At 48.6% G+C, this 26,577-nt stretch carries 23 protein-coding genes; 17 read left to right on the forward strand and 6 right to left on the reverse strand.

Translation table 11 applies throughout. The features are described 5' to 3' along the window. Positions 1–17: 17 nt before the first annotated feature. Together ACFSUS_RS22890 and ACFSUS_RS22895 are read right to left on the reverse strand one after the other, a co-directional pair. Entirely contained in the window at positions 18–812 is a 795-nt protein-coding gene (locus ACFSUS_RS22890; RefSeq protein ID WP_381526212.1) for a lipoprotein signal peptidase, read from the reverse strand. A 128-nt stretch (positions 813–940) separates the two neighbouring features. After that, entirely contained in the window at positions 941–2,149 is a 1,209-nt protein-coding gene (locus ACFSUS_RS22895) for a proline dehydrogenase family protein (RefSeq protein WP_381526324.1), read from the reverse strand. Positions 2,150–2,425: 276 nt separating this feature from the next. On the opposite strand from ACFSUS_RS22895, the gene ACFSUS_RS22900 reads away from it, so the two are divergent. Next, on the forward strand, positions 2,426–3,529 hold the full coding sequence (locus tag ACFSUS_RS22900; protein ID WP_381526214.1) for a chorismate mutase: 1,104 nt from the start codon (positions 2,426–2,428) through the stop codon (positions 3,527–3,529). Between the two features lie 81 nt (positions 3,530–3,610). On the opposite strand, the gene ACFSUS_RS22905 is transcribed toward ACFSUS_RS22900, so the two are convergent. Then, positions 3,611–4,564, reverse strand: coding sequence for a DUF4249 domain-containing protein (locus ACFSUS_RS22905; protein WP_381526216.1), 954 nt, complete (start codon positions 4,562–4,564; stop codon positions 3,611–3,613). 19 nt (positions 4,565–4,583) lie between these two features. Further along, entirely contained in the window at positions 4,584–6,986 is a 2,403-nt protein-coding gene (locus ACFSUS_RS22910) for a TonB-dependent receptor (protein ID WP_381526217.1), read from the reverse strand. A 219-nt stretch (positions 6,987–7,205) separates the two neighbouring features. On the opposite strand from ACFSUS_RS22910, the gene ACFSUS_RS22915 reads away from it, so the two are divergent. The 14 genes from ACFSUS_RS22915 (at position 7,206) to ACFSUS_RS22980 (ending at position 21,955) form a co-directional block, all read left to right on the forward strand. Continuing rightward, a complete protein-coding gene (locus ACFSUS_RS22915; RefSeq protein WP_381526219.1) occupies positions 7,206–8,546 on the forward strand; it encodes an NAD(P)/FAD-dependent oxidoreductase in 1,341 nt (446 codons plus the stop codon). Between the two features lie 181 nt (positions 8,547–8,727). Further along, positions 8,728–10,899, forward strand: a complete 2,172-nt coding sequence (locus ACFSUS_RS22920; protein ID WP_381526221.1) for a S46 family peptidase — start codon at positions 8,728–8,730, stop codon at positions 10,897–10,899. A 108-nt stretch (positions 10,900–11,007) separates the two neighbouring features. Next, on the forward strand, positions 11,008–11,529 hold the full coding sequence (locus ACFSUS_RS22925) for a DinB family protein (RefSeq protein WP_381526223.1): 522 nt from the start codon (positions 11,008–11,010) through the stop codon (positions 11,527–11,529). A 6-nt stretch (positions 11,530–11,535) separates the two neighbouring features. After that, positions 11,536–13,794 (forward strand): S9 family peptidase, encoded by a 2,259-nt coding sequence (locus tag ACFSUS_RS22930; RefSeq protein WP_381526225.1) that lies wholly within the window; start codon positions 11,536–11,538, stop codon positions 13,792–13,794. A gap of 67 nt (positions 13,795–13,861) precedes the next feature. Further along, positions 13,862–14,713 (forward strand): phosphodiester glycosidase family protein, encoded by an 852-nt coding sequence (locus ACFSUS_RS22935; protein ID WP_381526226.1) that lies wholly within the window; start codon positions 13,862–13,864, stop codon positions 14,711–14,713. A 6-nt stretch (positions 14,714–14,719) separates the two neighbouring features. Then, positions 14,720–15,400 (forward strand): NUDIX hydrolase, encoded by a 681-nt coding sequence (locus ACFSUS_RS22940; RefSeq protein WP_381526227.1) that lies wholly within the window; start codon positions 14,720–14,722, stop codon positions 15,398–15,400. Between the two features lie 68 nt (positions 15,401–15,468). Continuing rightward, a complete protein-coding gene (locus tag ACFSUS_RS22945; protein ID WP_381526229.1) occupies positions 15,469–16,152 on the forward strand; it encodes an NUDIX hydrolase in 684 nt (227 codons plus the stop codon). Positions 16,153–16,162: 10 nt separating this feature from the next. After that, positions 16,163–16,597 (forward strand): nucleoside deaminase, encoded by a 435-nt coding sequence (locus tag ACFSUS_RS22950; RefSeq protein WP_381526231.1) that lies wholly within the window; start codon positions 16,163–16,165, stop codon positions 16,595–16,597. Positions 16,598–16,742: 145 nt separating this feature from the next. Further along, entirely contained in the window at positions 16,743–17,570 is an 828-nt protein-coding gene (locus tag ACFSUS_RS22955) for a hypothetical protein (RefSeq protein ID WP_381526233.1), read from the forward strand. A 60-nt stretch (positions 17,571–17,630) separates the two neighbouring features. Further along, entirely contained in the window at positions 17,631–18,602 is a 972-nt protein-coding gene (locus ACFSUS_RS22960; protein WP_381526235.1) for a polyprenyl synthetase family protein, read from the forward strand. Positions 18,603–18,660: 58 nt separating this feature from the next. Continuing rightward, positions 18,661–19,281: a rhomboid family intramembrane serine protease gene (locus ACFSUS_RS22965; RefSeq protein ID WP_381526237.1), complete on the forward strand. Its 621-nt coding sequence runs from the start codon at positions 18,661–18,663 to the stop codon at positions 19,279–19,281. 31 nt (positions 19,282–19,312) lie between these two features. Beyond that, positions 19,313–20,218 (forward strand): LytR/AlgR family response regulator transcription factor, encoded by a 906-nt coding sequence (locus ACFSUS_RS22970; RefSeq protein WP_381526239.1) that lies wholly within the window; start codon positions 19,313–19,315, stop codon positions 20,216–20,218. 143 nt (positions 20,219–20,361) lie between these two features. Beyond that, positions 20,362–21,057 (forward strand): DUF2306 domain-containing protein, encoded by a 696-nt coding sequence (locus ACFSUS_RS22975; RefSeq protein WP_381526242.1) that lies wholly within the window; start codon positions 20,362–20,364, stop codon positions 21,055–21,057. Between the two features lie 25 nt (positions 21,058–21,082). After that, positions 21,083–21,955, forward strand: coding sequence for a carboxypeptidase-like regulatory domain-containing protein (locus tag ACFSUS_RS22980; RefSeq protein ID WP_381526243.1), 873 nt, complete (start codon positions 21,083–21,085; stop codon positions 21,953–21,955). Here ACFSUS_RS22980 and ACFSUS_RS22985 read toward each other — a convergent pair whose 3' ends face one another. Together ACFSUS_RS22985 and prfB are read right to left on the reverse strand one after the other, a co-directional pair. Next, positions 21,956–22,588 carry an SGNH/GDSL hydrolase family protein gene (locus ACFSUS_RS22985; protein ID WP_381526326.1) on the reverse strand — a complete coding sequence of 211 codons (633 nt, stop codon included), beginning with the start codon at positions 22,586–22,588 and terminating at the stop codon, positions 21,956–21,958. Between the two features lie 234 nt (positions 22,589–22,822). Next, a protein-coding gene (gene prfB / locus ACFSUS_RS22990; RefSeq protein WP_381526245.1) for a peptide chain release factor 2 occupies positions 22,823–23,900 on the reverse strand; the annotation gives its coding sequence in 2 pieces (ribosomal slippage) (positions 22,823–23,839 and positions 23,841–23,900; 1,077 coding nt in all). A gap of 176 nt (positions 23,901–24,076) precedes the next feature. Between prfB and lpdA the strand changes: the two genes are divergently transcribed. After that, the gene (gene lpdA / locus ACFSUS_RS22995; RefSeq protein WP_381526247.1) at positions 24,077–25,477 is read left to right on the forward strand and encodes a dihydrolipoyl dehydrogenase; all 1,401 of its coding nucleotides are present in this window, start codon (positions 24,077–24,079) and stop codon (positions 25,475–25,477) included. 476 nt (positions 25,478–25,953) lie between these two features. After that, positions 25,954–26,574 (forward strand): 50S ribosomal protein L3, encoded by a 621-nt coding sequence (rplC, locus tag ACFSUS_RS23000; protein ID WP_381526249.1) that lies wholly within the window; start codon positions 25,954–25,956, stop codon positions 26,572–26,574. Positions 26,575–26,577: the final 3 nt, after the last annotated feature.

Here is a 26,577-nt window from a genome sequence, read left to right on the forward strand (position 1 = left end):
TAGACATGGGCAAATACTTATTCGCTACGCTTATGCTCGTTTGGTAGAACGGATTCTGATTCAGTAGAAGTCGGAGTAGCCGAAGCCGATGGTAAATCGTCACTACTTTGAACGGCAGGCTCATCGCTACTTAGTTTTTCCGTTTGCTCTTCACCCATAAACTCAGCTGCAGGCAAGACAGCTGCTTCGTTTGCATCAGGAGTGGCTGGGAGCATACTATTCTCGATGTGCTGCTCTCCAAAAAAGCGACGCTGAAAGAAAAGAATCAGACAGACACCAATAAAGATGCACGAATCAGCAATATTGAAAATAGGCGTAGAATAATATTGGCCACCCCAAACAGGTACCCATTCGGGAATGAAGCCTTCCCACAAATCCACAAAAATCATGTCGATAACCTGCCCGTGAAACCAGGGAGTTGGCGAGCCATAAGGAGCATTATTGAGAAAAACGCCGTAGAACGTACTATCGATCACATTACCCACAGCCCCTGCCAGAATCATAGACATCGCCCATAAAAGGCCATCGGGAGCTCCCCGGTGCGCTAAATGCACCAAATAATAACCGATGCCAACCATAGCAAACAACCGGAATACACTCAACAGAAGTTTACCATATTCGTAGCCTAACTGCATACCAAACGCCATACCAGGGTTTAGTACATAGTGCAGTTTTAGCCAGTCGCCAATCAGTTTAATTTGACCAGCGAAGCCAGGAGCCATGTAAAAATGTACAGCTAACTTCACCCCCTGATCCAGTGCGATAAGAAGTAAGGTAAGTACAAAAAACTTAAAGGGACTTTTACGAATCATAGTACAAAGATAAAGCGCCCGGCAGACAGGTAATAAAAAAGAACACGGACTACACAGATTCTGCATTGATACGGGAACACCCGTCTATCATCTGCGGCATCCGCGTAGTCCGTGTTCTGGCCTTGTAATTATTTATGACAGCCTTTCCGGCGTTTCAATTCGTTGCAAACTAAAGTAAACTCCCGGCTGCTTTGCCCTGCGATCGACTTGTTTTCATCGGCTCGGCGGAACAAATAAGGCATCACTGCTTCAACCGGGCCGTAGGGCACATACTTCGCTACGTTATACCCTGCGTTGGCTAAGTTGTATGAAATGTTATCACTCATACCCAGCAATTGCGCAAAATAAATGTGCGAGTCATTCGGCGTAATGCCTAATCGCTTCATCTGCTGCAGGCAATACTGACAACTGTATTCATTGTGGGTACCAAGACAAATCGAGACTGTATCACGGTTTTCGAGGCAGTAGTCGATAGCCGCATTAAAATCGTGGTCGGTTGCTTCTTTCGTTGCCTGGATAGGGTCTTGGTATTCGCCCTCATGTGCCCGCAGCCGTTCTTTCTCTAGGTAAGCGCCCCGAACTAGCTTTGCACCCAGGTAGTAACCCTTGGCCCGAGCTTCTTCGGTGTCACGCCGAAGGTGGTCGAGGCTTTCCCAGCGATACATCTGGTACGTATTATAAACGACGGGCCGCTCGTGGTTGTAGCGATCCATCATCTCGTAGGCTAGCGTGTCAATTGTATCCTGAATCCAGCTTTCTTCGGCATCAATAAAGATCCGCACATTCCGTTCATAGGCACGACGGCAGAGCGTGTCCACGCGCTTCAGCACCCGATCAAACTCTGCTTTCTGTTCTTTCGCCAAAGAGTCGCCAATCTGCACTGCTTCGAGCAAGTCAGTAGAGGCAATACCGGTGATTTTGAAGACGGAGAATGGAATATCGGAGGATTCGCTGGCGCGTTCGATGGTGCGCAGGATTTCAAGTGTAGTCTCGTCGAAACTTTTTTCGTTTTCCTCACCTTCAACTGAGTAGTCAAGGATGGTTCCGACGTGGGCGTTGTGCAATTGTTGAATCGTCTTTTCAGAGTCTTTGATGCTCTCGCCCCCACAGAATTGGTCAAAAATTGTGTTCTTAATGAGGAATTTAATGGGAAGATGGAGACGTAGGGCAATCTTTATGAAAAAAGTCCCTAAATTTACCAGCCATCCCTTATTCATCAACGCAAATAACCAGTAGGTTTTTCGAAGTTTGAAATCCGACTGGGACGAAAAAGCAATCGAAGTGTCCTCAAATGAAACGGGTTTTACGTTTGTAAGCCCCTGGAGGGTCTCCGGCATTAGATTACTTCGGTTCGACATATCAGTGCTCCGTTTGGGCGGTGCTACTTCCATAGCGTTAGGTGCGTGTCGGTTAACATGGCCGAAATATATAACGAAATTTCGGTCAATCAGTTAAACTTACCGGCCCGGCTTGTTTGACAAAGTATAAATAGCGTTAGACAAATGAAGGAACCGGCTTGAAAAACAGCTGATTCCCTCTGCAAATATACCACAAAATAGCATTTAAAAGTTCCCCATAGAGTAGACGTATTACTCGTCAATTACGCGTTTGTTATGAAGGTAGAATTAGCCGTAGAGCCGCTTGGGTCGTGGATAGAGACCAACGGCAAGCCCCTGATCATCGCTGGCCCGTGTAGTGCCGAAACCGAAGATCAATTAGTTGAAACCGCCCGCCAGTTAAAAGCACTAGGCGCAGTTCATGCTATTCGTGCTGGCGTTTGGAAGCCCCGCACCCGTCCCGGTAGCTTTGAAGGCATGGGCGAAGCTGCTCTCCCCTGGATTCAGCGCGCCAAAGCAGAAACTGGTTTGCCCTTTGCCGTTGAGGTGGCTACGCCCGAACATATTGAGCTTGCCCTTAAGTATGGCGTTGACATTTTGTGGGTTGGTGCCCGCACAACAGTAAACCCATTCAATGTTCAGGAAATTGCAGATGCGCTTCGTGGTGTTGACGTTCCTGTGTTGGTGAAAAATCCCGTGAATCCAGATTTGGCTTTGTGGGTTGGTGCGTTTGAGCGCATTGCCGGTGCTGGTATTAAAAAGTTAGGTGCCATTCACCGTGGCTTTGCTACGGGCGAAGCCAGTAAGTACCGCAACGTACCGATGTGGCAGATGGCAATCGAGCTTAAGTCGATTTTCCCGCAGTTGCCAATTATTGGCGATCCGAGCCATATGGCAGGCAAACGGGCTTACCTCAACGAACTGGCGCAAATGGCCATGGACCTCAACTACGATGGTCTGATTGTTGAGTCACATATCGACCCCGATAAAGCGTGGAGTGATGCCGCTCAGCAACTGACACCAGCGGCTTTTGGCGAGATGCTCGATCACTTACAAATTCGGCAGGTTGAATCGCAAAACCTGGAGTTCCAGGGATTCATGGAGCAGTCTCGGCGTAGCATTGATAATGTTGATCGGCAGATCGTTGAAATGCTGGCGGCTCGGATGGCGCTTGTTGAGCGGCTGGCTGAATACAAGCGCGATAACAACGTGACGCTGTTCCAGCCTGACCGCTGGAAAGAGATTTTGAAAACCCGCACCGAGTTGGGTAGCAAATTGGGATTGTACCCTGAATTAGTAGAGGAGATCTACAAGATCATCCACATGGAGTCGATTCGCAAGCAAACCGAAGTGATGAATAGCTCTGTGCAGGGCGTTTAATTATAACGCTGTCAATTTTTATGTAGCCCGAACGGTCACGTTCGGGCTACGCAAATAGCCCTCAGTTCACAGAACTGGGGGCTATTTTATTTTCAACGTGATCGTCGACCGATTATAACCTGCAAAGCAGCCTAAAGCACCTGTAAGGTTAGTGGGCACGGGTACCGGCTCGGCAAACGGATTGCCTGACACCTCTGATTGCCGGGCAATGGCATCCTGATACAAGTAATAGGCCTGATCCGTATTTAATAGATTGGCCTGTACACTCGCCGTTTTGTACTGGCTCGTGAAGCCTACTTGCTGGCCATTAAAGAACGTATAGCCACCTCCCAGAAAGCCTCGGTCCGAAATCATTGGGCCACCGTTGGTAGTACGGTCAGTAAGTAGTCCGTTAGAGTTATCACGGAAGTAAAGATTGTTATACAGTACTTGCTCTTTATACGTAGGGGATCGCTCACAGCCTAGGCAATTCTGAATTGCCTGAAATAAGCCTGTTAGCTGATAATAATTGACTTGATTCGCCGGATCATCCCATCGGGCCCGGACAAAGTAACGCGTACGTCGTTGTCCGAATTGATTATCAGCGATTGAATCAAACGTAACGCTTGTCATAACAACGGGCTCCGGTATAATACAGCGGCTGGTGGCCTGTTCGCCGTTGGGCGTCTGAACGGTAAGCGTGTAGGTCTGGCCAGCCAGCACTGGTAGTTGCTTTGCGTCGATTTTGTAGTATGCCTGGCTACTCACAAAAGGTAATTGAACAGATTGTCCTCCTTGCGATATGGTCACCGTGGCATTCGCTACTGTATTGCCGGTGTACAATCCCCCAGTTTCTTCGCCTAGTACTGGCTGAGACCGGCTGACCTTTACCGCTAGAACCGTATCCTGCGGAGACAGAAAACAGGTCACTACTAATTTAGCTGACTCACGATTCAAACGGTCGGGATTAACTTCCTGACGTAGGCTGTCGCAACTGGTTAGCAAAACCAGACCGACGATCCATAAACTAAGTTGTGTATATAAGGAGCGGAACATAACGGCTGAATCTGAAAAGCTAAAATTTAAAATTATAACTGAATGCCGGAACGACCGGGAATACCGAGTAACGAAACAACCCTGTTCTGGATGGTTGCCCATTCCCCTGAGAAACCGATTCTAACTGGTAGAAGAACGGATTCCGGCGATTGTAGGCGTTATATAAGCTAAATTCCCAGGTACGCTCATGATGCTTCTTCTGTTTGTGGAATTGAATGCCGACGTCAAATCGGTGGTAAGCTTCGGCGCGAAAGCTATTTTTCTGCGTTCCGTAATCTTCAACCAGTCGTGAGTTATGAAACAGGGATTGAATAATCGTATTGGAGCCCGTATAAAAAGGGCTGCTTCCCGGTTGATAGGTGTTGTACCGTCCAACGGGTACTGTCAGCGCCTGACCAGTACCATATACCCAGGTAGCTGATAGCGTAACCCGCTTACTAAGTTCATAGATGCCAACCAGCGAGATGTCGTGTCGGCGGTCGTAACGCGGATAAAACGGGCGACCACCGTTCAGCTCCGGAAACTGCCATTGAGTCCAGGAGAGGGTGTAGCCGGCCCAACCCGAAAAACGTCCTACTTTCTTCTGCAACAGAAACTCCGCCCCGTATGACCACCCCCGACCCGATGTTACGTTGTCTTCCCAACGTACGGCTTCGGCACTAGTCGGGTCGTCAATCAATAAGAAGCTGGCTCCTTCTTTGTAGTTGATGATGTTGTTCATCGTTTTGTAATACCCTTCAACGGTTAGGGCCAAGCCTCTGTCGCTGAAATCTTTGGCAATACCAATGGCTACCTGTTGCGATTGCTGAGGTTTAATGCGGTCGGTAGTTGGCACCCAAAGGTCGGTAGGTAGACCGATGCCGGTATTTGACAATAAATGAATGTATTGATTCATTAGGGCGTATGATGCCTTAACCGATAGGTCTGGCTTGAGGTTGTACGCTGCTGACAAACGCGGTTCCGGTCGTAGGTAGCCGACTTCTTTCTGCTGAAAGTAACTAAGGCGTAGGCCCCCGTTGATACGCCAACGGTCAGACGGGCGCCAGGTGTCTTCGGCGTACAGACCCGATTCAAGCACATCAATATTTTCAACATCCAGCCGGAGTTGGTTGATGTCCGCATTTTTCAGCACAACGGCGCTGGGGGTGAAGCGGTGATAAATGCTTTGGAGGCCCATGCGAAGCGAGTGCTGGGGCGTGGGGTAAAAATCAACGTCGTACTTCAACGAGAAATCCCGAATGCCGGAGTTATAACGAAGCGAAAAATTGTCTTCTCCCCGGCTGTTCTTCTCGTCTGATGAAATCTGAAATTTGTAGTCGCTGTAAATCAGGGACAGGTTCGAGAAGAGTTTCTGGTTGAATAGGTGGTTCCAGCGTAGCGTACCGGTTGCATTGCCCCAACTTAGTCCAACATCCGTACCTTCTCCCGAATCACGAGCATAGAAGCGGTCCCGACCGAAGTAGCCACTTACATACACCTTGTCTTTCTGGCCGAAATCATAGTTTGCTTTTGCATTCAGGTCATAGAAGTAGTAACCGGCATTCGTTTCGCCGTCGGTCTGGGCGCGAATGAGCGGAGCCGCCACTACATCTAAATACGTTCGTCGGCCCGATACGAGAAAAGAACCCCTCTTGTTCTTCGTCAATGGTCCTTCCAGCACCAGACGAGAGGCTATCAGGCCAATTCCTCCTTCGCCATGTAGTTTTTCGCGGTTACCATCTTTCATGTTCAGCTCAATAACCGATGATAATCGACCGCCAAACCGGGCAGGAAAACCGCCTTTGGTGAGTTCTACGCTCTTTAGCGCATCGCCGTTGAAAACTGAAAAGAAGCCAAACAAATGGTTGGCGTTATAGACAATGGCATCATCCAGAATGATCAGGTTCTGGTCGGGGCCACCACCCCGGACGTAGATACCAGTTTGCCCTTCCGAACCCTTTTGGACTCCCGGCATGAGCTGCAGCACTTTCAATACGTCTTTCTCGCCCAAGAAAGCCGGAATCTTCTTAATCTGCGTAACTGGTATGTCTATTCGGCTCATCTGCGGGCTTTCGCTCACTCTCTCGTCCGTTCGGCCTGCCTTTACCTCAACTTCCGACAAAACGCGACCAGGTGTGAGCGACACGTTCAGGGTGGCGTTAGCCCGTAAGCTAAGGGTTCGGGAAATAGTCTCGTATCCAACGAATGAAAAGGCCAGACGCGTGCTGTCCTGAACGGGTAAGGTAATGGAATAAAAGCCGTACGTATTAGTGGTTGTCCCTGTAGAAGTGCCTGGCAAATAAACGTTTACTCCAATAAGGGCCTCCTGGCTACCTGTTTCGCGAACGTAGCCACTTACTGTGAACCGTGCCGGAGAGTTTTGGGCAAGTAAAGAGCTAATCGTAACTAATTGAAAGAAAAGACAGTATAAACGTAGCCGCATAACGTGAGGGTTTAGGTAAAAGAGCGAAAAGGTAGCTCTACAGTTGGAACGATAAGACGCGTTAATTAATGTATTAACATTTCTTAACGTAGGAATCATATAACAAAACAAGGGGCCAGGTTCATGATTCCTTACTTTTCGGGCTTGCGTCCAAACAAAAGACTTGATTATAAGGTAGTAAACGAGGGAGCGAACTGTGAATGTAACACCTGATTAATCATGCTGCAATACGATAAACTTTCTCTGAATATACCTGACACCACCAAACCCCGCGTGGTTATCATTGGCGGTGGGTTTGGCGGAATGAATTTAGCTAAGAGCCTGCGTAACACCGGTGTACAGGTCGTGCTATTCGATAAGCAGAACTACAATGGCTTTTGGCCGCTGCTGTATCAAGTGGCTACGGCCGGGCTGGAACCAGATGCGATCTCGGAGCCATTTCGTAAGATGTTCGACGGGCACGAGGACTTCCACTTTCGGATGGTGCGCGTCAATAAGATTAATCCAGCCGAGAAGACCGTTACAACGCTCATTGGCGACCTGCATTATGATTATCTGGTTATTGCCACCGGATCGAAATCAAATTTCTTTGGCAATGAGCAGATTCAGAAATATTCGTTCCCGCTCAAAACAGTGCCCGAAGCGCTAAACATTCGCAGTCAGTTTCTGCAATGCTTCGAGCAGGCCAGCATCACGCGCGATGCAGCCGAACGTCAGGGATTGCTAACGTTTGTTATTGCTGGAGCTGGCCCCACAGGCGTCGAGATGGCCGGTTCGCTGGCGGAAATGCGTAAGCACGTCCTGCCCGCCGACTATCCGGGGCTCGACTTCAGCGAGATGAAAATCTACGTCGTTGAAGGCATGGGTAAGGTGTTACCACCCATGTCGGACGAAGCTGGGCAGAAATCGCAACGCTACCTGGAAGAGCTGGGCGTCATTATAAAATTGAATACGCTGGTTGAAAACTACGACGGCGAAACCGTGACGTTCAAAGGCGGTGAGCAAATCAAAACCCAAACGTTGGTGTGGGGAGCTGGCGTAACCGGTGCCATGATTGACGGAATTCCAGCCGAATCAACCGAACGGGGCCGAATCTTGGTAGATCCGATCAACCGCGTGCAAGGGCTGACCGACGTGTTTGCCATCGGTGACATTGCGTTCATGAAAACCGAAAAATGGCCCAAAGGGCATCCTGGCGTTGCTCAACCAGCTATTCAGCAGGGAAATCATCTGGCTAAAAACCTGCGTCGAATCCTCAAAAACGAGCCAACGGAACCGTTTGAGTATTTTGATAAAGGCTCGCTCGCTATCGTTGGCCGGAGCCGGGCGGTGGCCGATTTGCCGGGAAATATTCACTTAGGTGGATTTATTGCCTGGATGGCCTGGTTGTTCGTGCATATCTGGTACCTGGTGGGCTTCCGTAGTAAGCTGATTGTATTCAGCAACTGGATGTATCGGTTGTTTACGTATCAGCGCGGCACCCGTTTGATTATCCGACCTTACATCCGAAAAGATGATAAAGTGGCAGAAGAGATTATGTTGAAAAATCAGACTGCGTGACGTTAGTTACGGTCTGTAGGTCAATTGGTTATAGTTTTGGGCGAGCGGCTATGCGTTCTGCCTGAACTATAATTAATTGACCTCGCTGTTTATGGCAGCGCCACAGAGCAAAGTCGTTCCTTCACATCAATTCCGGCTCCACCATCGTTTCTATGTCATTACAATCTGACTTTATCCAACTATGCTGAACATCAATCTCCGCTCGACTGCTGTAACGGGTGCGTTGTTGGCGGCCTTTAGCTGGTCCACATTGGCGCAATCGTCGCAATCAACCTCCGTCAATGTCGATACTGTGAAGGCTGGCCCATACGACATGGGTAAGATGTGGACCTTCGACAATCCGCCCAAAGAGTATTTTCAGAAAACGTATAAGTTCACACCAGACGATAAATGGTTCGACGAGTCGCGCTTAGCCTCACTACGTTTTGCTGACTACTGCTCTGCTTCGTTCGTATCAGCGAATGGGCTGGTTATGACCAATCACCACTGCGCCCGTGAATCAGGGACGGGGGTGGCCCGCAAAGGCGAAGATTTAAATGCAACCGGCTTTTTTGCCAAAACGCTGGCCGAAGAGCGTAAAGTTGACGGGTTATTTGTTGATCAGCTGGTGAAGATTGAAGACATAACAAAGCGGGTGCAGGATGCCATGAGCGCCGGAGGGTCAGAGCAGGCGCAACTACAAGCCCGCGAACAGGTGTTCACGGCCGTAAAGCAGGAATATAGCACCAAAAGTGACTGGGAAGGACTCGAATTGCAGACCATTACGTTCTATAACGGTGGTCGGTATGCGCTGTACGGCTTTAAACGATACACCGATGTGCGGCTGGTATTTATGCCCGAACTGCAACTTGGCTTTTTTGGGGGCGATTACGACAACTTTACCTACCCGCGCTACGCGCTGGATTGTTCGTTTTTCCGGGTTTACGACGGCGGAAAACCTTTGCAAACCACCCACTATTTCAAGTTTAACACCAATGGTGTGCACGATGGCGAGCCAATCTTCGTGATTGGCAACCCCGGACAAACCGAACGACTGAAAACGGTTGCCGAGCTGGAATTTGATCGCGACTTACAAACCCCCGCCACTATTCAACTCCTCCGTAATCGTTCCGATGCGTTGCAGGCATACAACGCAACGGCGAAGAATGACAGTGTTCTGAATGAAATTTTCAGTTACGAAAATAGTCTTAAAGCTTATAACGGTCAATTGGCCGGTTTACGAGACCCGTATCTGATGGCTCGGAAAGCTTCGTTCGAAAGCCAGTTTAAGGCCGATGCGAAAGCCAAGAACTTATCCGCCGACCGGCTGAAAACCTGGGATGATATTGCTGATAACACCGCCCAGTTACGTAGTTTATTCAAAGACGCTAACTACCTGGGACCGAGCGAACGGACAATGGGCGAACTACTGACGTTTGCCAATGTGCTGACTCAATTCGGCGAACTATCAACATCGCGTCCGCAAGATGCCGAACGCGCTCGCTCGCTGGTTGTGACACCTAAGGTGAGAGATCTTAAGTTAGAAGAAGCGTATTTAGCCGCTCACCTGGCCGAGGCCCAGGCAGGATTAGGAAACGACGATCCGTACGTAAAAGCTGCGCTGGGTGGTTCGGGTACCACCCTGAAAACGCCCAAAGAAGCCGCAGCTTACCTGATTAAAAACACAAAGCTGACGAACCCTGCTTTCGTGAGCGAGCTATCTACACGTGTTGGGGCTGTTAGTTCATCGAACGATCCGCTGCTGGTATTGGCTCGCATTGGCTTTCCGCGCTACGTAGCGGCCGCTCGTCAGGCTCGGCAAATCAGCCAGCGACAAGAGGTATTGCGTGGACAATTAGGCCGGATGCTGTATGATGTATATGGAACGGCAGTGCCACCCGATGCCACGTTTTCATTGCGTATTAACGATGGTGTCGTAAAGAGCTATGACTACAATGGCACAAAAGCACCCATTATTACCACTTTCGCGGGCCTGTACGACCGTAATTATTCGTTTGGCGATAAAGCGCCCTGGAACTTACCCGCCCGCTGGAAAAATCCACCCGCTGAGTTATTAAAGCAACCCATGTGCTTTATTTCAACGAATGACATCATCGGTGGTAACTCAGGCAGCCCAATGATTAATAAGAATCTGGAGGCCGTAGGACTAGTTTTTGACGGTAATATTGAGAGCCTACCGGGCGAGTTCATCTTCGTGCCCGACGCTAATCGGAGCATTTCGGTACACGCGGGTGGCATTGTGGCTGCCATGCGGTACATCTATAAGGCAGACCGGTTAGTAAACGAACTTACAAGTACCAGCGCAACCCGCCCTCGCACACCAGCAACAGCTCCTGGGCGTCAAAGCAAATAAGCCTTAGCGGCCTTTGTAGGCAATAAAACGTCTGACTCAGTGCACAAACTCCCCGAAAGTTTCAGTACTTTCGGGGAGTTTGTGTTTTCAATGAAACCGTAGTTGCCCATGACCAAATCTGACATCCCAGTGATGCCGAACTTTTTCGATCGGTACATTAACATTGCCGATAACACTGATATAGTTGACGCACTTACGCAATCGGCTTCATTCAACGATCTAATTCCTGCCGATACGCTGGAAGCGATCGGCGACTTACGCTATGCGCCCGGTAAATGGACGGTTAAAGACATTCTGCAACACATCATTGATAATGAACGGATCATGACGTACCGGGCCATGCGATTCTCCCGCAATGATCAGACGCCATTACCGGGTTATGATGAAGAGTTGCTGGCCCAGTTTGCAGCGGCAGATCGGCGTTCAATTGCTGACCTCTACGCCGAGTATGCCGCTGTCCGCCAGGCAAGCATTATGCTTTACAAAAGCTTTAGCGAAGAAATGTTGCTACGTAGCGGAGTCTGCTTTAACCAAAATATTTCAGTATTGGCCTTGGGCTACGTACTCGTTGGGCATGCTACTCACCACGTTAATATTATTCGGGAGCGTTACTTACTGCTGTTAAATTAACAAGCTATGTTAAAACGAATTATTCTACTTATTGCCGTAACGACGCAGGTTGTTTACGCCCAGACGAAATCAAAAGTTACCGTTACTGACCTAACCCGAATTAAGCAAATTGGAGGAATCGAACTGGCGCCGGATGGGCAACGGGCTATTTACGCGCTTACCACCATTGAACCTACCTCGGACCAAAAATCAGACAGCCCACTTCGGCCTACCGAGTCTGAGGATTACGATTACAAAACCCACGTGTATCTGACCAATTTAAAACCCGGCGATGCTAAAGCGTTAACCCGTGGCAGTGAATCAGCCCGGCAGGCGGTTTGGGCACCCGATGGGCAGCACATCGCATTTGTGCGGTCGGTGAAGGGAAAGAGCCAAATCTTTGTCATGCCATTAGATGGGGGAGAAGCCTGGCAACTAACCAACAGCAACTACGGCGCTTACAATCCGCTCTGGTCGCCAGATGGGAAACGGCTGGCCTTCACCGGGGGCGTAACGATGACGCAGATGCTGACGGATTCGCTCCTGAATCCTGGTAAGAAAACGCCGTCGTGGTCGCTCGAAAAGCCCGGCTTCCCGAACAACAACTTCATTAAACCAGACAAAAAGGTTAAACCCAACCCGGATGGATCGTTAGCTGAGATTCGCGCTTACCTCAATAAAGACGTCGACGACAAAAAGGCCAAAGTCATAAACCGACTCAATTTTCAGGGAGAGTCGACCACTGAGCCTGAACTAACTTTCACGCATCTATTCATCGTAGATGTCCGGGAAGGGGCAACCCCGAAGCCGCTCACCCGAAATTTTGCGTCATTTCAAGCGGCCGAGTGGCTTCCAAACAGCCAGGCCCTATTGGTCGTAACGGATCGTGATTCGCTTAAACACCCTGACCGCGACGAAGATAACGCCATTGTGTTGGTTCCGGCTGATGGCTCTGGCAGATACACAACCGTGCTGGCTGAAGCGGGCAAAAGCTTTGGTTCACCGAAGATTTCGCCGGATGGCAAGCAATTGGCTTGTTTAGTTGGTACGTCGGAAGGCGTAGGGTTTTCCCAAATTGGGTTGGCGGCATTCACCGGAAAAATGGCCGCCGGACTGCAACTTGTTACGTTTGATCGGGCTGCCGGAAATCTAAAATGGACGACTTTGGCAACGTTGACCGGCAGTAAGAAAGCCGCAGCGGATTACGCTATCTACTTCACGGCTCCGGCCAACGGCGGTACGCCCCTGTACCGGCTTAATCCGGCCACCCGGCAAGTAACGCAACTAACAGACTTTACCTACGGGGTTACCAGCTTTGATGCTGTCGCAAATCGGGTGGTTATCAGCAAGACCGAAGTGGTCAACCCGTCGGAACTGTATCTGACGGATGCAACGGCTAAAAATCAGATCAAGCTGAGCAATCACAATGATTGGGTAGCCCAAAAGCAGCTGAGCTTCCCCGAAAAGCGTACGTACAAGAATTCTATCGGCCAGACAGTCGATTACTGGATCATGAAGCCTGTGACGGACGCGTCTACGGCGGCCGACAAAAGCAAGAAACACCCGCTGCTGCTCAATATGCACGGTGGTCCAACCGCCATGTGGGGTCCTGGCGAACCATCCATGTGGCATGAGTTTCAGTACATGTGTTCACAAGGCTATGGCGTGGTGTACGCCAATCCTCGTGGGTCGGGTGGTTACGGTGCTAATTTCCAACGAGCTAACGTAAAAGATTGGGGAACCGGTCCGGCCGAAGACGTATTGGCCGCAGTTACCGATGCCGCTAAAGAGCCCTGGGTCGATACAAGCCGCCAAGTGATTACAGGTGGCTCCTACGCTGGCTACCTAACCGCTTGGATCGTTGGGCACGACAACCGCTTCAAAGCTGCTTTTGCCCAGCGTGGGGTTTACGATCTTACGACATTTATGGGCGAGGGCAATGCCTGGCGACTCGTGCCCAATTACTTTGGTGGGTATCCCTGGCAAGCTGAAGCGCAAAAGGTACTGGATGCTAACTCGCCATATACCTTCGTCGAAAACATCAAAACGCCCTTACTCATCAAGCATGGTGAAAACGATCTTCGCACAGGGGTGATACAAAGCGAAATGATGTACAAAAGCTTGAAGATACTTGGCCGCCCCGTCGAATACGTCAGGATGCCGGGGGCTACTCATGAGCTAAGCCGGTCAGGAAATGTCCGGCAGCGAATAGATCGATTGTTACGTATCTACGAATTCTTTGAACGATATGTCGGCCCGGATGCCCAGGGCGTGTCACAACGATAATTTTAAACCCCACACGGCTTTAACGAAACGTGTGGGGTTTTACTTTTACGGCAGGTTATTAACGACGATGCAAAAATTTCTTTTCCTGATAGTAGGCGTAATGATCTCTGTTACGCTTTATGCCCAGTCTATACCGGATTCCGTACAGGTAGCGAAAGCCAATTGGCGTAAGACACGGGTTACCAGGCACATTGTCTGGCAGGAAGCCCATTTTGATAGTCTATTTCAGGCGAAGCAGAATATTAATTTGATTGTCCTGAAGAACCGGCGCCGGCGCCCTGTTATGGCACTGGCATCGGCTGGCGACAGCTTGAAACCGACCAGCTGGTTTGGCAAACGATTTGGGGCGCTAGTTGCGTTAAACGGTACGTTCTTCGACACAAAAAATGGCGGCTCCGTCGATTTTGTTAAAATTGATGGGTATGTTTTTGACACAACTCGGGTGTCTGCTAAAGGGCTGTCCGAGCACCAGCAAGCAGCCATCACAATTGATCACAACCAAGTTCAGATTGTCTATGGCGGCAACCAGCCGGGCTGGGACCGTAAGCTGGCCAGCGATAACGTAATGACAACCGGGCCGTTGTTGCTTCGGGATGGGAAGCCGCATCCGTTGCTGAAAAACGCTTTTAATGATAACCGACACCCTCGAACTTGTCTGTGCATCGGTCCCCGTCGTCGGCTAATTCTGGCCACTGTAGACGGACGTAATGCCAATGCACAAGGTATGAACTTACACGAATTGACTAAGCTGATGCGCTGGCTTGGCTGCCACGACGCTATCAATCTCGACGGGGGCGGTTCTACCACGCTTTGGCTCGCCAACCAGGCAGACAATGGCGTCGTTAATTACCCATCCGACAGTAAACAATGGATTCATACCGGAGAACGCCCGGTAAGTAATGTAATCTTGATTCGATAAATTAACATGAGTAAAAAAGAAGAAGCGCTGCAGGATGCCCCAAAGTTCCGGTTCTGGAAAAGTCAGATGGAAAGTAATGGATTAGTAATCAATGCGGTGAAAGATCACTTCATTCGTCGGCGGCATAATGGCGAGGTGTTGTTTGCCATGATTGAAGTGGACGCCGACACGCCAGAAGGTGATAAGATTCCGCCGGTTTGTTTCCTGAAAGGCCATGCTGTATCTGTACTGGTTTGTCTGATCGACAAAGACACGAAAGAGAAATTTGTGGTTCTGGTACGTCAGCGACGTATCTGCGACGGTTCGCATACCTACGAACACCCAGCTGGGATGGTCGATTCGAGCGATTTGCCCGACGAAGTGGCCGCCCGTGAATTAGGCGAAGAAATCGGCCTGGCCGTTACGGCTGCTGACTTAATCCGGCTTAACCCCCGGCTGTGGTTTCCAAGCACGGGCACCAGCGATGAAGGTATGCATTTCTTCTTCATCGAGCGAGAGATGCCTCGTGAGGAAATTATGGCGTTTCATCACAAAGACATGGGCAACCAGTCGGAGTTCGAGCGTATCACGACCAGTGTTACGTCGTTACCCGAAGCGCATAAACTGGTCAATAATGTAAACGGACTACTGCTCCATTTTCTGTATCTGAAGCACGTTGGTGATTTCGAGACAATGAAGCTACTGTAAGCGCTTCCTCATCGGCACAAACTCTTCCGGCTTGAGCGGGTTGAATTTCTGGTGCAACCCAATCGATCATGGAAGAACAAGAGAAACTCAGCGAGGCTACTAAATACCAGACCTGGCGCAATCATTTAGAGCAGAATAAAATTAAGCTTAATGACGTGCAGGAGCTGTACGTTCATCGGGCCAACAAAGACGGTAACGTATTGTATGCCTTACTCAATATAGACGCCGACACGCCCGAAGGCACTAAGCTGAATCCAATTGGTTTCATCAAAGGCGACGCTGTATCAATACTGGTGATTTTGATTGCTGAAGAGACCGACGACAAATACGTATTGTTAGTGAAGCAACGGCGCATCTGCGACGGCTCATACACCTACGAACATCCCGCGGGCATGATTGATGAAGAAGATGATTCGCCCGTTGAGGTTGCTGCGCGTGAACTGGGTGAAGAAACAAAACTGGAGGTTAAACCAGGCGATTTGAAGCCTTTATTCAACAAACCGCTATTCTCAGCTACGGCAACCAGCGACGAAGCGCTTCACTTTTTCTATCTTGAACGCCGGATGCCGCTAGCTGACATTCAACAATTTGAAGGTCAATCGACCGGGGCTGAGGGCGAGAATGAACATACGCAATTGCACGTTGTTACGTTACCCGAAGCGCACCGGCTCGTGCCGAACATACACGGTGTCATGAGCCACCTCTTGTATCTAAAAGAAGTAGGTGATTACGAAACCATGAATTTGCTTTAAACCCATTACAATGGACGAATTTATGCAGGAGGCCATCCGCCAGGCCCGTAAGAGTTTGAGTGAAGGTGGCATTCCCATCGGATCAGCGCTGATCAAGAATGGTAAGTTGGTGGCTTCGGGTCACAATAAACGCGTGCAGGAAGATAATCCTATTTTGCACGGCGAAATGGACTGTCTCAACAATGCCGGACGCGTCGGCTCGTTTCGCGATACGGTTATTTATTCGACCCTCATGCCGTGTTATATGTGTGCCGGTACGATTGTGCAGTTTAAGATTCCTAAAGTGATTGTTGGCGAGTCGCGGACGTTTACCGGAGCACGCGAATTTATGGAGCAGCACGGCGTTGAAGTAATTGACCTTGATCTGCCCGAGTGCGTCGACATGATGAACCAGTTCATTGCCGAGAAGCCAACGCTCTGGAACGAAGATATTGGCGAATTGTAAGCTTTATTTCTATTGGATTAGAAGGTAATAGACCGCTTACGAAATAAATCTGTTAATCAACTAATCTTAAAAATCGGATACCTTTCATTTGTTTAGTATACACGTTACTTTTCGTGCTTGAATTACACCGTAACGTACTGAACTTGTGAACTTGTATCAACGCGTGCTGCTGGTCGGCATGCCGTGGCTTATGCTATCCGCAGGTGCTTCGGCGCAGCGGTATAAAATCTGGCAGGAAAAACCCGGCACATGGTGCTTAAGCGCGGGAGTAGGCACCACGCGCTACGCCGGCGATATGAACGAGCGTGGCGACCTATCTCACCTGCGGTTGGGAGCCGCTTTGAACGTGGGTGTTGCTTACCGTTTATCCTATAAACTAACCTTTCGGACCGAAGCGCAGCTTTATTACATCTACGGTAGTCATCGGCACACCCGCATTGAGTATAATAACCTTTCGTTTCATAGCTTAAATCCGGATGTCTGGACCGGCCTGCAATATGATTTCTGGCCCATCGATGATCCATATAGAGCGACTATCCCCTACGCATTTGCGGGAGTTGGACTGACATACCTTACGCCGAAAGCCACTTATAAAGGTCAGTCATATAGTCTTGCTCCGTTGCGTACCGAAAGTGTTGAATACAACCGCCTACCAGTGATGTTCCGTTATGGACTGGGACTGCCAGTCGTTGCGACAGAGCGATTTCGGATTAATATAGAAGGCTCTTACACGCACGTAATGAGTGATTATGTAGATGATGTCAGCACGATTTATCCCGACCGAACAACTATGGAACCATTGGCCGCTGCTCTATCCGACCGCCGATTAGAAATAGGACAAACGCCTAATTCCATAGGAGCACAGCGTGGTAACAGTAATCGCAATGACGGTTACTTTATTGTATCTGGGCGTCTGATCTTCATTTTGATTACGCCTGGCCAGCGTAGTTACCGACGGATGATTGGCCGTTAGGCTTTTGGGGGCTTTTGCCTTATTTTTGGCCCCAAACCAGCGGTATGCCGCCCTAGTCGAATGAGTCCAACTGCTTTTATTGACGAACTTCAAAACGAACTTCAACTTACCCAATATGGGCAACACCCGCCCGAACTGTACGATCCGATTCGCTACATTATGAGCCTTGGAGGTAAGCGGATGCGTCCCTTACTGACCTTAATGGCTACGTATCTTTTCACCGATGACTGGCAAAAAGCCGTTCGACCCGCGTTAGCAGTTGAGGTCTTCCACAACTTCACACTCATGCACGACGATATCATGGATCAGGCTCCGCTGCGCCGGGGGCATCCAACTGTGCATGAGAAATGGAATCATAATATTGCCATTTTATCCGGCGATGTCATGCTGGTGAACGCTTATCAACTTCTGCTGAATGTTGAAGCTGATAAAATTAAGCCCATTATGGCCCGCTTCACTCGCACTGCCGCTGAAGTCTGCGAAGGCCAGCAGATGGACATGAATTTTGAGACCCGCTGGGACGTAACAGAAGCGGAATATATCGAGATGATCCGGCTTAAGACGTCAGTATTGCTTGGTTACGCGTTAGAATTAGGTGGACTCATTGCCGGTGCTGATGACGTAACTACGCGACATCTCTACGAAGGAGGAATGAACATTGGCATTGGCTTTCAGTTGAAAGATGATTTACTAGATGTATACGGCGATCCGGCGAAGTTTGGTAAGCAGGTGGGGGGCGATATTATTGCGAATAAAAAGACCTTTTTGCTTATTGAAGCCCTCGAACAGGCCAAGGGGACCGTTAAAGATGAGCTGGATAGCTGGCTGACCCGGACAGAATTCGATAAGGCCGAGAAAGTACAGGCTGTTACGGCCATTTATGACCAGTTAGGTATACGTCAGATTGCCGAATCGCGGATCAACGATTACTTTGCCCGCGGATTCGCCAACTTTAACGAAATTAGAGCGGATGCTGACCGGAAAGCATTATTAATTCAGTTCGCCAAGCAATTGGTCGAACGGGAAAGCTAAAAACTTACGATGCACGATTTAACCTGTACGTCGTAGACCGTAAATCAAAATCATTTTCATGAGCATAACCTTATTAATTATTCTTGTTACGGTCGGCATCAGCGTTTGGGCCTGGAATGACTACAGCGTGATGAACCGCTGGATCATGAATCCGTATCAAGTGAGTCGGCAGGGGCAGTATTACCGATTGCTGACATCGGGATTTCTTCACGCCGATTGGAGCCACTTACTGTTTAATATGCTCAGTCTTTACTTTTTTGGAGGCTTTATTGAGCAAGTGTTTGCGCTATTGTTTGGTGCCAGCGGCCCTATCTATTTAATTGGTTTCTATTTGGTTGGCATTCTGGTGTCTGATATTCCAAGTTTTTTGAAGCACCGTAACAACCCTAATTACAACTCGTTAGGCGCGTCGGGAGGGGTAGCGGCCATTTTGTTTGCAACTATATTGTTTCGCCCGCTGATTGATATCTGTCTGTACTTCACCCTGTGTATCCCAGGCTTCATTTTCGGCGGTTTGTATCTGGCTTACTCCTACTATTCGTCACGCCAGGGTCGTGATAACGTCAATCATGATGCCCACTTCTACGGTGCCTTGTTTGGAGTAGTGTTCATGATTATTGTTTATCCAACCGTTTTGCCACAGTTTATTGAACAGATCGCTAGTTGGCGCTTATTTTAAGGTTAATTAATGGGCAGGCGGTAGAACACCTATGATTAAGTTACTTAACCAACCCTATCCATCTGAAGAACGCCCGTGGCATCAATTACGGAAAGCTGCTGTCATTGGGTTATTTGTGGGCTTATTCCTCGTTGCGTTTCAGCCGTTTGGATTAAATAGCTGGGAAACGCCAAACAGATTTTGGAAGATAATGGGGTTTGGGCTAGTTTCCTTTATCATTACGGCGTTTAACTTTTTGTTCTGGCAACGGCTTTTTCCAAAACAGTTTTCTGATCAGCATTGGACCGTAGGACGCCAAATTCTGCTCATAACGTTCAATATTCTTTTGATCGCCATTGGGAACCGATTGTATTTAGAGTGGCACTTGGGCGAAGGAGAGCACGGTGGCCTTGACTGGATTAGCATGATCCTGGTTACATTTCTAGTCAGTGTATTTCCCGTAACTGGCCTGGTGTTGCTCCGCTACATTACCCAACTTAAGAAGTACAGCCAGGCTGCTGGCGAACTTCGCGTTCACGCTAACAGCGTATCTATTTATCCGAAAAGGGTATCGGTTGGTGACGGCAAACCTGATGAGATAGCCTCAAATCATGAATCGATAACACTCATTGCCGACAACGATAAGGACACTATTACGTTACCAGCTCAGGACTTGCTGTGTATTGAATCTAGTGATAACTACTGCACGGTTGTTTATCTGAAAAATGGTCAGCAGGCAAAGCCGTTACTGCGAAGTAGTTTGAGCCGTTTGGAAAGCCAGATCAACGTTCCATATATTGTCCGATGCCATCGCTCTTACATTGTCAACCTTGATAGGGTTGAACGGGTAACTGGTAACGCACAGGGCTATAAGCTTCATCTACTGGACGGCCAACTTCAGGTGCCGGTGGCCCGCCGGTATAATGATACACTAGTTGCTGAGCTTAAGGCTTTGTAAAACGTCCCACAAGCTTTGCCAAACGGGCAAGCGGTTTGTCAAACTCCCCAAACCACTTCTGTTCAGCCCTTTAATTTGCGCTCAGCCGGTTAGCCGCTGTACGTTTGTTTCGTCGTTATGGCGAACCTTAAACGTAAGGAATCATGAAAACGCTGATCGTTCTGCTCCTCATTACTCACATCGCTGCGGGTATCACAGCCTTATTAATTGGCCTGGTGCCTATGTTCTCCAAAAAAGGTAGCCGCCTACATAATCGTACTGGGCTGGTCTATGTGTATTGCATGATTGCAGTGGCGGTAACAGCTTTGCTACTGTGCGTTCTTCAACCGTTCAAAATGATGCGGTTGTTTCTGACTGGGATAGCTGTTCTAAGCTTCTACTTAAGCGTGACAGGCTGGCGGGCAACGAAACAAAAGAATGGAGAACGTACAGCATTTGATCGTGGCCTTACGTACCTGACAATGGCCGTGAGCCTTGGCATGATTGCATTCGGCCTGTATTTATCCACCAGATCAGCGTCTTTTTTTGCCATTACGTTTCTGTTTTTCGGCATTCTGACGTTTGTTTTTGCCCGGCGAGATTATCAGTTTTTTCAGCGGCCGGCAGAAAAAATGCATTGGTTTTTCCAGCACATAACCCGGATGGGCGGCTCTTACATCGCTACGTTCACTGCCGCCCTTGTTACGAATGGTAACCGCCTTACACCCGCCAATTCTCCAGAGTGGGTTGGCACGATTACTTGGATTGCCCCCTCTATTATTGGTGGGCTAATTATTAGCCGAACCGTATGGTATTACAAAAGCAAATTCGCTTCAAAAGCAAATAGTACACTGGCTTAGTCAAACTATCACTCATTGTACACTAATGAAAACGGTTTATTGGGCAACCTTTTTTATGCTCTTTGCATCAATCTCATTTGTTTGGGGGCAAAGTTTACCTTCAACTTTAACAGGGGTTGTTACTGACACGGCCGGCGCATCACTACCATTTGCCAGTGTGGGCCTTGTGAATACAACAGTAGGTACGGTCGCTGATGAAAATGGACGATTCAGCTTGTATTTGACGAACGGCATTCGGCAAACAGATACGCTACGTGTGTCTTTAATAGGGTATTCCGCCCTGAGCTTACCAGTTAACGTAGCCGTAGCTAAGCTTGCCATTAAACCCGTTATTGTGCTTACTCCTTTGTCGATTCGGCTAAGAGAAGTAACGGTACGCTCCGCAGACTGGGAAGTACGACAAACCGGTAATAATCACGTAGACACAAGGATGAAAACCAACTTTGCGCTGTCAAACAAACCCAGGCAAAATTTGGGTGCTGAAATTGGTAGAGTCTTTCGTGTTCCGAAGCAGGGGGCGTATCTGGAAGAGTTTCGTTTCTACGTAAGCGCTAATAACTTCGACTCAACCCGGTTTCGCATCAATGTGTACAGCTTACGTCGTAACTATCCCAGCAATTCCTTACTGCAACGTCCAGTATACATCGACTTGAAGAAAGCACAGAAAGGATGGATTACTGTTGATCTGCGGCCTTATAACGTATTTGCGGCAGACGACGTAGCGGTAAGTATCGAATGGGTCAATTATGGGGGCAAAGGAAGTTACCTTGGTATTCCTATTACGATGCCGTCTATTGGCGCTGTGCACCTGTACAAGTACGGTAGTCAGACTCGGTGGAAGAAGTTTGGGCAAATGTCAGCGTGTATGAATCTGGCAATGGTTTGTGCGCCCCGCTGATTATTTTTCGAGCAATGTTTTCGCGATCGGTAGGGCGGCTTCAGCCCATAGTCGCATCTGCTGACCCGAATAGTGTAATCCGTCGTCTGCAAATTGCTTGCTATCACCAGCGGCTTTGCGCGTTAAAGGAGTAATGTCGACGTAAGAAACCCCCGCTTTCTGAGATTCTTCCTTAGCGATAGCATTAAAGGCGTCGATCTCACCAGAGATTTGCCTTTGGTTTCGACCTTGTGCAAACGGAGATACGCCCCAATCAGGAATCGACAGCACAAAAACGCGTCCCGGTTTACCTCCCGCAAAGCCAATTGCCGTTTGTAGTAGTTGATTGAACTCCGTACGGTAACGATCTTGACTTTGCCCGCGATATTGGTTATTCACACCAATAAGCAGAGAGACTAAATCGTACGTCTTTTTATTCCCGCTGGCTTTAATAGCATCCTGCAACTCGGCCGTTGTCCAACCGGTCTTAGCAATAATGTCTGGACTACTTACGTCAATACCATCCTTCTGCAACATACCCGCCAGTTGAACGCTCCAACGGTCGTTTGCTGATACGCTTTCTCCTATCGTGTATGAATCCCCCAATGAAAGAAAGGTATACTTAGATGCACTAGGATTCGGATTCATAATCATAATGGGCTCATCAGAGCGCTGGGTACAAGCGACCAGGAGAAGTGTCTGAACCAGGATTTTAACGAGATTAAAAGGATTTACAAGATTCATTTGACAGGCATCTACATAATGTTTGTGATTACATAAACGTTTACATACTCAAATCAGATTCTTGAAACAAGATCGTGTAAGTCTTCTAAATCCTGTTAAAACCCCGGTTCAGATAATCAGACTATTCCTGCTCAGATAATCAGACTATTCCTGCTCCAACAAAAACGCTTTGATAAACGGATCAATATCACCATCGAGTACGGCGTCGGTGTTAGACGTTTGGTAACCCGTTCGGTGATCCTTCACACGCCGATCGTCGAGCACGTAAGACCGAATTTGCGAGCCCCATTCGATCTTCTGCTTACCGGCTTCTACTTCAGCACGAGCTGCGTTACGCTTCTGCACTTCTATTTCGTAGAGTTTTGATTTCAACAGGCGCATCGCTACTTCTTTGTTTTGCAGCTGGCTGCGTTCTTGCTGACACTCGATGATCAAACCCGATGGGCGGTGCCGTAACCGGACGGCCGTTTCTACCTTGTTCACGTTCTGGCCACCAGCGCCCCCTGATCGGAACGTATCCCAATCGATATCAGCCGGATTAACCTCAATCTCGATGGTGTCATCGACTAATGGGTAGGCAAATACCGAAGCAAATGATGTATGCCTCCGGGCATTTGAGTCAAAAGGTGATACACGGACAAGCCGGTGAACTCCGTTTTCAGATTTAAGAAAACCATACGCCAGCGGACCATCCACCTCGATTGTGGCCGATTTTATGCCTGCTGTGTCGCCTTCCTGGTAATCCACCTGCTTAAGGCTGTAGCCATGCCTTTCAGCCCAGCGCATATACATACGGTAGAGCATGTCGGCCCAATCCTGGCTCTCTGTACCGCCCGCTCCAGCGTTTATTTCAAGCACGGCACTGAGCTGATCCTCTTCATTGCCAAGCATCTTTTTGAGTTCAAGGTCTTCTAATGTATCGGTCATTTTGCGACCTTCCTCTTCCACCTCTGCCTCAATTACGTCGCCCGCTTCATAGAACTCAAATAGTGTTTCGAGGTCGCCAAACTGGCCGTTCAATTTATCAAAGCCGCTAATCCAGCCTTTCAGACCGCGTACCTGCTTCATTACGCCTTCAGCACGGGCAGGGTCGTTCCAGAATTCAGGCTGAAACGTTTGTTGCTCAAGCTCGGCTAGCTGTTCTTTCTTAGTGTCGTAGTCAAAGATACCCCCTCAAGGCCTCTACTCTGGCCCTCAAGTCGTTCAACTGGTCGGTTGTCATGAACTTGTCGTATACTAGTTTATTATAAAAGAATGCAAAGATAGAACAAAAGAAGGCGGGTAAGAGGTTTGGCTTCGGTATCAACTTTTCAGTCTACCTTTGCGTTCTCTAAATAGTGTCATTGATTGTCATTATTGACGATCAATGGCTACCTAATGACTAACTAAAAACGAAAAATGGCTTCACAGTACGATGTAATCGTTGTGGGTAGCGGTCCAGGCGGTTACGTAGCCGCGATCCGGGCGTCGCAATTGGGTATGAAAACGGCCGTTATTGAGCGCGAAAGCCTCGGCGGCATCTGTCTAAACTGGGGTTGTATTCCAACCAAAGCCCTGTTAAAATCAGCTCAGGTTTTTGAATACATTAAGCACTCGTCCGACTATGGAATTACTATCCAGGGTGAGTCACAAGCTGACTTTGGAGCTGTTATTAAGCGGAGCCGGGGCGTCGCCGACAGTATGAGTAAGGGAGTACAGTTCTTAATGAAAAAGAACAAAATTGATGTTATAAACGGCGTTGGTAAAGTTAAACCCGGTAAGAAAGTTGAAGTAACCGGGGGCGATGGAAAAGCAACTGAGTATGAAGCGAAGCACATCATCATTGCTACCGGAAGCCGCGCTCGTCAGCTGCCAGCTGCTCCTTACGACGGAGAAAAGATTATCGAATATCGTAAGGCAATGACGCTTGAAAAGCGGCCCAACTCAATGCTCGTGATTGGATCAGGAGCCATCGGCGTTGAGTTTGCTTACGTCTACGCCAGCATGGGTACCAAAGTAACTATCGTTGAGTTCATGCCTAGCATTGTGCCCATTGAGGACGAAGAAATTTCGAAAGAACTTGCCAAGCAATACAAAAAGCTGGGCGTCGAAATTTATACCAAGTCCGAGGTAACTAAAGTGGACACGAGCGGCCAGGGCTGCAAAGTATTCGTTAAAACGCAGGATGGCGAAAAAACCTTTGATGTTGATATCGTCTTGTCGGCCGCTGGTATTGTTGCTAATATCGAAAATATTGGTCTGGAAGAGGTCGGTATAACTGTTGACCGGGGCAAGATCGTTACTGATGATTACTACCGGACTAACATCGAAGGATATTACGCTATTGGCGATGTAACCAAAGGACAGGCGTTGGCACACGTAGCATCAGCCGAAGGTATAATCTGTATAGAGAAGATCGCTGGTTTGCCGCACGTCGAGCCACTTAATTACAACAACATTCCCGGCTGTACCTATTGCACACCTGAAATTGCGTCGGTGGGGTACACTGAGAAAGCAGCTCGCGAAGCAGGTTATGACCTTAAAGTAGGTAAGTTTCCGTTTACCGCTTCGGGTAAGGCAAAAGCATCGGGTACACCAGAAGGCTTTGTCAAGGTAATCTTTGACGCTAAATACGGCGAGTTTCTGGGAGCTCACTTCATTGGTAACAACGTAACGGAGATGATTGCCGAAGTTGTAGCTGCTCGCAAGCTCGAAACCACTGGCGAAGAAATACTCAAAGCTGTTCACCCGCACCCAACTATGTCGGAGGCTATAAAAGATGCAACCGAAGCTGCTTACGGAGAAGCAATTCACTTGTAGTACCTCAATCTGTAAGACCCCTAAGACTTTGCAGCTACGTAAAAGTGGTCAGCTTAAAGCTATTAGCTCTAGGCTGACCACTTTTTACGTTAGACCAAAAGAATAAGCAAATTAGTTTAAAATAAATTTTTCATTTCTCACAAGTAATTCTTACTTTTGCACTCCCAAACTCGGAGTGTAATACAACAACATACGAGGATGAAGGTCCGCTGAGGTCTATATGACTTGGTAGAAACCACATCTGACTTTTCGGTGAACAAACCTTGCAGCGTAAAGGTATTGTCGCCATTTAAGGTCAGGTGCAGTGCGCCCGACCTTTTTTATGTTGTTTATTGGACCTGATTAATAGGCAGATATAGGAATCGTCCGACAATCTCCTTACCTTTGCGGCCCAATTTGGGCGATGCGAGGTTTTCCGCAAAGCCGAGAACGGGAGTTCATTATCTTAATTACCTGCTTACTTTAAACAAACACAAATGTCTGGTTTAATTGGCAAGAAAATCGGGATGACCAGCGTGTACAATGCGGACGGGCAGGCTCTGGCATGTACAGTGATTCAAACAGGTCCCTGTGTCGTAACTCAAGTTCGTAGCGTCGAGAAGGATGGCTACGCGGCTGTGCAACTGGGTTTCGGCGAAAAGAAAGAAAAGCACACCAACAAGCCGGAGCTAGGCCACTTCAAAAAAGCTGGCACCACGCCTAAGCGTAAACTCGTTGAGTTCAAAGAATTCGACAAAGAGTTTAACCTTGGTGAAACGCTTACGGTAGCCGACGTATTCGCCGAAGCAGATTTCGTTGATGTCGTTGGAACAGCCAAAGGTCGCGGTTTTCAAGGCGTTGTAAAGCGTCATGGATTTGGCGGGGTTGGCGGTCAAACGCACGGTCAGCACAACCGGGGTCGTCACCCAGGTTCGATTGGTGCCTGTTCGTTCCCTTCGCGGGTGTTCAAAGGTCTGCGCATGGCTGGTCGCATGGGCGGCAACCGTGTGAAAGTGCAAAACCTGCGCGTTCTGCGTGTTATGCCTGAGCAAAACCTGCTCGTTGTTAGCGGTTCGATTCCAGGAGCCAAAAATTCATACGTTATTATTGAGAAATAGGCC

The sequence above is a fragment of the Spirosoma soli genome (genome assembly GCF_042684525.1).
Classification (GTDB): domain Bacteria; phylum Bacteroidota; class Bacteroidia; order Cytophagales; family Spirosomataceae; genus Spirosoma; species Spirosoma soli.

Coding starts and splice junctions, on each gene's coding strand:
- ACFSUS_RS22985 (WP_381526326.1), bottom strand. CDS start 22,588: ATGATTATGAATCCGAATCCTAGTGCATCTAAGTATACCTTTCTTTCA.
- ACFSUS_RS22910 (WP_381526217.1), bottom strand. CDS start 6,986: ATGCGGCTACGTTTATACTGTCTTTTCTTTCAATTAGTTACGATTAGC.
- ACFSUS_RS22945 (WP_381526229.1), top strand. CDS start 15,469: ATGGAAGAACAAGAGAAACTCAGCGAGGCTACTAAATACCAGACCTGG.
- ACFSUS_RS22895 (WP_381526324.1), bottom strand. CDS start 2,149: ATGCCGGAGACCCTCCAGGGGCTTACAAACGTAAAACCCGTTTCATTT.
- lpdA (WP_381526247.1), top strand. CDS start 24,077: ATGGCTTCACAGTACGATGTAATCGTTGTGGGTAGCGGTCCAGGCGGT.
- ACFSUS_RS22965 (WP_381526237.1), top strand. CDS start 18,661: ATGAGCATAACCTTATTAATTATTCTTGTTACGGTCGGCATCAGCGTT.
- ACFSUS_RS22890 (WP_381526212.1), bottom strand. CDS start 812: ATGATTCGTAAAAGTCCCTTTAAGTTTTTTGTACTTACCTTACTTCTT.
- ACFSUS_RS22900 (WP_381526214.1), top strand. CDS start 2,426: ATGAAGGTAGAATTAGCCGTAGAGCCGCTTGGGTCGTGGATAGAGACC.
- ACFSUS_RS22920 (WP_381526221.1), top strand. CDS start 8,728: ATGCTGAACATCAATCTCCGCTCGACTGCTGTAACGGGTGCGTTGTTG.
- ACFSUS_RS22935 (WP_381526226.1), top strand. CDS start 13,862: ATGCAAAAATTTCTTTTCCTGATAGTAGGCGTAATGATCTCTGTTACG.
- ACFSUS_RS22925 (WP_381526223.1), top strand. CDS start 11,008: ATGACCAAATCTGACATCCCAGTGATGCCGAACTTTTTCGATCGGTAC.
- ACFSUS_RS22905 (WP_381526216.1), bottom strand. CDS start 4,564: ATGTTCCGCTCCTTATATACACAACTTAGTTTATGGATCGTCGGTCTG.
- ACFSUS_RS22950 (WP_381526231.1), top strand. CDS start 16,163: ATGGACGAATTTATGCAGGAGGCCATCCGCCAGGCCCGTAAGAGTTTG.
- ACFSUS_RS22930 (WP_381526225.1), top strand. CDS start 11,536: ATGTTAAAACGAATTATTCTACTTATTGCCGTAACGACGCAGGTTGTT.
- ACFSUS_RS22940 (WP_381526227.1), top strand. CDS start 14,720: ATGAGTAAAAAAGAAGAAGCGCTGCAGGATGCCCCAAAGTTCCGGTTC.
- ACFSUS_RS22970 (WP_381526239.1), top strand. CDS start 19,313: ATGATTAAGTTACTTAACCAACCCTATCCATCTGAAGAACGCCCGTGG.
- rplC (WP_381526249.1), top strand. CDS start 25,954: ATGTCTGGTTTAATTGGCAAGAAAATCGGGATGACCAGCGTGTACAAT.
- ACFSUS_RS22960 (WP_381526235.1), top strand. CDS start 17,631: ATGAGTCCAACTGCTTTTATTGACGAACTTCAAAACGAACTTCAACTT.
- ACFSUS_RS22915 (WP_381526219.1), top strand. CDS start 7,206: ATGCTGCAATACGATAAACTTTCTCTGAATATACCTGACACCACCAAA.
- ACFSUS_RS22975 (WP_381526242.1), top strand. CDS start 20,362: ATGAAAACGCTGATCGTTCTGCTCCTCATTACTCACATCGCTGCGGGT.
- ACFSUS_RS22980 (WP_381526243.1), top strand. CDS start 21,083: ATGAAAACGGTTTATTGGGCAACCTTTTTTATGCTCTTTGCATCAATC.